Source organism: Lysinibacillus sp. NPDC047702 (genome assembly GCF_050272555.1).
Taxonomy (GTDB): Bacteria; Bacillota; Bacilli; order Bacillales_A; family Planococcaceae; genus Lysinibacillus.
In genome coordinates, this window is record NZ_JBNNMG010000126.1 from 1 (window position 1) to 4,028 (window position 4,028).

The 4,028-nt window shown below is 36.2% G+C and carries 7 protein-coding genes; all 7 read left to right on the forward strand.

Going from position 1 to position 4,028, the window contains the following annotated elements; translation table 11 throughout:
* Positions 1-182 precede the first annotated feature (182 nt).
* Entirely contained in the window at positions 183-461 is a 279-nt protein-coding gene (locus ACQKIM_RS27795; protein WP_427550174.1) for a hypothetical protein, read from the forward strand.
* A 109-nt stretch (positions 462-570) separates the two neighbouring features.
* A complete protein-coding gene (locus tag ACQKIM_RS27800; protein ID WP_427550176.1) occupies positions 571-1,026 on the forward strand; it encodes a hypothetical protein in 456 nt (151 codons plus the stop codon).
* Between the two features lie 450 nt (positions 1,027-1,476).
* Positions 1,477-1,749: a DUF2829 domain-containing protein gene (locus tag ACQKIM_RS27805; RefSeq protein WP_427550177.1), complete on the forward strand. Its 273-nt coding sequence runs from the start codon at positions 1,477-1,479 to the stop codon at positions 1,747-1,749.
* A 106-nt stretch (positions 1,750-1,855) separates the two neighbouring features.
* Positions 1,856-2,158 carry a hypothetical protein gene (locus ACQKIM_RS27810; protein ID WP_427550180.1) on the forward strand — a complete coding sequence of 101 codons (303 nt, stop codon included), beginning with the start codon at positions 1,856-1,858 and terminating at the stop codon, positions 2,156-2,158.
* Between the two features lie 154 nt (positions 2,159-2,312).
* Positions 2,313-2,543 (forward strand): hypothetical protein, encoded by a 231-nt coding sequence (locus ACQKIM_RS27815; RefSeq protein WP_427550182.1) that lies wholly within the window; start codon positions 2,313-2,315, stop codon positions 2,541-2,543.
* Positions 2,544-2,614: 71 nt separating this feature from the next.
* Positions 2,615-3,220, forward strand: coding sequence for a helix-turn-helix domain-containing protein (locus tag ACQKIM_RS27820; protein WP_427550184.1), 606 nt, complete (start codon positions 2,615-2,617; stop codon positions 3,218-3,220).
* Positions 3,217-4,028: terminase large subunit domain-containing protein (locus tag ACQKIM_RS27825; RefSeq protein WP_427550185.1), on the forward strand; the 812-nt coding region annotated here is incomplete at its 3' end. The genes ACQKIM_RS27820 and ACQKIM_RS27825, both read left to right, overlap by 4 nt.

Consider the following 4,028-nt stretch of genomic DNA (forward strand, 5'->3'; position numbering starts at 1 on the left):
AACGGAACAAGACACTCAAATAGAGTAAGAGAAGCGTTTTATAACTTGATTTCTGTTATTCGAGAAGAGTCAAAGTAGTGAACACTTTGAGTAAAATGTTCAGTTGTTAGCTGCCTATGATTTTTGAATACTATGATACAGTTGCACTCTTTTATGCTACTTTAAATAAAGGAGGGATTTGTATGAATATAACAAGTTTTGAAAAATTTTTAACTCAACAAAATTCAATTACAAGTAAAACGAAAGCAGTTCAATCACGGGTTGCAAAAGCTAGTAAAGTAGAAAGAGATTTGAAAGTTGATTTAGATGATATTGTAAAAGAGGATCAATTAACCTATGAACTTTTATTGAGGATTCAAAATGAAATGAATGAATTGAATGGAGTTTATCAGAACGCTGTTAGAAAATATTATGAGTATCGGAATGGAAAGAAATTTCCTCAACTGCGACACTTTAAATAGTTAAAAATAAAAAAGCCGCAGCGTCGTTACACGCTACAGCAAAGAATTGGTTCATGCCCTTCGGCTAGTCAGATAAGTCATTATACCACAACTTAGGAGGGCAAACCTAATGGGCAAACAAGGGCAAAAACATTATGATGCAGAAGAAGTTTACGAAATGATTAATCAGTACTTGCGAATGAAAATAGTACTGGGCATGGAAACAGAAAGCGTACATGGGCATGTAGGTGGTCTAACTTCGAAGTATGACAGTTTGGGAATGCCAAAAGGAATTGGTGGAGTAAGTGATCCGACGTATAATGCAGCATTCCGAGAAACAGGTATTATATCAGCAAGTATGGCTAGAGAATACATGGAACACATACAATTCATTGATGATTGCGTACCGAAAATTACGAAGTTAAGAGAGAAAAGTATATTGCATTGGAGATTAGCTGGATTAAAACCTAAAAACATTGCAGAGTTAGAAGGTGTTACTGCCAGACATATACGTCGCATCCTTATGGATATAGCACAAAAAATGTCCGAAATGTCCGTTATGTCCGAAATGTCCAATGTTTCGTGAGAGTTAAATAAAAATTGTATACTAAAGGGGAGGTCGGACAGGTAAATGTTTCTTCCCTTGGTATTTTTCGAAACAATAAATTACCAGGACAGACAGACCGACGACCGACCAGCGCTGAACAAACTAGTTCGGAGCATGACATACACAGCCGGCCCATATTTTTTAAGAGATTAGGTATCTTAATTAATATAAAAGGCTAAAAAAACGGAAAAGGAGTGGTTTTTATGTGAACTTCGTCCACTTTCCATAATTCAGTCAAAAAAACTTACTACAGCAACAAAGTGCGCGGAAATGCACTATAAATCTAAAACACAATTGCTTTACAAATAATAACGTGGTGTCGCTCTACCATGAGTCGCAAGTGAGCACTCGACAATTACCACAATATTAAAGCTTTCATCTTCGGATGGAGGCTTTTTCTTATTTTTAGAAATGGAGGAGGAAATCAAATTGAATTTTGGTCAAACAATTGAAGTTTTAAAGGAAGGTAATAAAGTAGCGCGAAAAGGTTGGAATGGTAAAGGGATGTTCGTAGTGTACCAAAAAGGCTATCCTCAAGGCATTCCATGCAATAAACAAACTGCTGAAGCATGGGGCTTAAATGAAGGCGATTTATTTAAAGTGGAACCTTATTTACAAATTCGTATGGTGAACGGCTCTCATGCTATGTGGGTACCATCAATCAACGATGTTTTAGCAGAGGATTGGGAAATCATTGATTAAGCCTTCAAACGAGGGCTTTTTCTTTTGCTTTGAAAACTGCATCAAACAGCCAAAACACTTTGAGTTGAGAGGGCAGAGTTTGGTGTGGTTTTGAGAGCAAAAAGATATGATAGAATTAAAAGAAAAAAGAGGTGAGCCTATGAAATTTGATTACACAAATATCATTATTAATGAATTAAAAAGTTGTGGCTTATCAGACCCTGGTGAAATAAACTATTGCAAAAACTATATAACTAACGCTTTTAGGAAAATAGATGATAATTGCGATAATTCCCGACTATCTTTTAATGGACAACAAGATGAAGAGTACAAACATTCACTTGAAGATGGGTGTTGCGGATTTTACGATGATGTCATCAAATTAAATAGCGGTAACATAGTTAAATTTGGGTTTAATTATGGACATTGAGTCACTCATTGAGTGGCTTTTCTTTTGCCTTGAAAAGTGAGTATCGAGCAGAGTTTCCTCCTCCCCTGACTATTCGGTACTTACTTTTGAGGGTGAAATACACATTACAATGCATTTCCAATTAACTTATAATAAGGTTAAAGGAGGATGAGTGATGACTGAAAAATTTAATGGTAAAATCCATTTGCATGGATATGATATTGAGTATTTCGAAGTGGAAAAGAACCCGTTATCAAATGATGTAACTGTACAGGTAAATTATTTAGGATATCCAGACCGATTTAGTTTTGGGAGTGGAGAGACTATAGAAGAAGCAGTTGAGAACGGCGTTAAAATGCAATTAAAAACACATTCTTTGGAGTCAATTAAAAAATTATTTGATTGAATCGACGTCATTTCGACGTCTTTTTTTATTTTACAAAGCAACTAGCATAATGGGGTGATGCCATTGGGAAAGTGAATAAAAGTAAAGGTGGAGCCAAAGGGAAATATAGTGAATGGCTTACAGATGAAGGTTTATTAAAAGTTGAAGGCTGGGCAAGAGATGGTCTGACTGATGAGCAAATATCACAAAATATGGGCATTGCATACTCTACACTAAGAACTTGGAGAGATAAGTTTTCGGCACTTTCAGCAGCCCTAAAAAGAGGTAAGGAAGTAATTGACCGACAAGTCGAAAATGCTTTGCTAAAACGAGCGTTAGGATATGAGTACACTGAAAAGAAATATGAGCAAGTTCAAATGTCCGGTGAAGAATATCACATGCTACAAAAAGTAACTGTACAAAAATATAAATTAGAGCACCCAGATGCGACTTTAGAAGAAATTCGTTTAGTTGAGCTGGGTGTTTCTCGTTATAAGAGTGTGCTTGTAGAAGAACGAACAAAAGAGGTTGTTCCTGATACAACTGCACAAATTTTTTGGCTTAAGAATCGAAAGTCTGATATATGGCGTGATAAGCAACAGGTTGAACATAGTGGAGGTATTACAAATACCATAGCTGAAATGACACCAGAGGAACGTCAGAAGCGAATCGATGAATTGAAGGCGAAGTTGAAATGATTACAGATGCAGAATTATTAGAACTTGAAACTTTGTTGCGGTTGGAATCAGTAGACAAAGCAAAGGACAATTTCTTTAAGTTTTGTAATGTTCTTGCTCCGACATTTTATAAAGAGAACCGACAGTACTTAATTGATATGTGCAATGAAATGCAAGACTTCTATCAGTCAAATGATGAGGTTGCGATTATCAATGTTCCTCCTCGTCATGGCAAATCACGAACAGCTTCTATGCTTGCGCAATGGGTATTCGGTCAAAATCAAACAGAAAAGATTATGACAGGCTCTTACAATGAAATGTTATCAACCACATTCTCTAAAGCTGTACGTAATGGTATTTCTGAAATCAAAGCAGATATGGATACAATTGTTTATAACGATATTTTCCCTGATGTTTGTATCAAACATGGTGACGGTGCGATGAATTTATGGAGCTTAGAAGGTGGCTATAATAACTACTTAGCAACTTCTCCAACTGGTACAGCAACAGGTTTCGGTGCTTCGTTATTAATTATTGATGACTTAATAAAAAATGCAGAAGAAGCATTCAACGAAACTGTTTTAGATAAACATTGGGAGTGGTTTACAAATACAATGCTTTCTCGCCTTGAAGAAGGGGGGAAAATCATCATCATTATGACGCGTTGGTCCTCTAAAGATTTAGCAGGACGAGCGCTTATTCATTTTGAAGAAGAAGGTAAGAAAGTACGTCACATTAATTTAAAAGCTCTACAAGATGACGGAACGATGCTTTGCGAGGAAGTGCTTAGTTACAAGTCGTATGTAAGTAAAACGAGAGCAATGAGTCC

Coding starts and splice junctions, on each gene's coding strand:
- ACQKIM_RS27800 (WP_427550176.1), top strand. CDS start 571: ATGGGCAAACAAGGGCAAAAACATTATGATGCAGAAGAAGTTTACGAA.
- ACQKIM_RS27795 (WP_427550174.1), top strand. CDS start 183: ATGAATATAACAAGTTTTGAAAAATTTTTAACTCAACAAAATTCAATT.
- ACQKIM_RS27815 (WP_427550182.1), top strand. CDS start 2,313: ATGACTGAAAAATTTAATGGTAAAATCCATTTGCATGGATATGATATT.
- ACQKIM_RS27810 (WP_427550180.1), top strand. CDS start 1,856: ATGATAGAATTAAAAGAAAAAAGAGGTGAGCCTATGAAATTTGATTAC.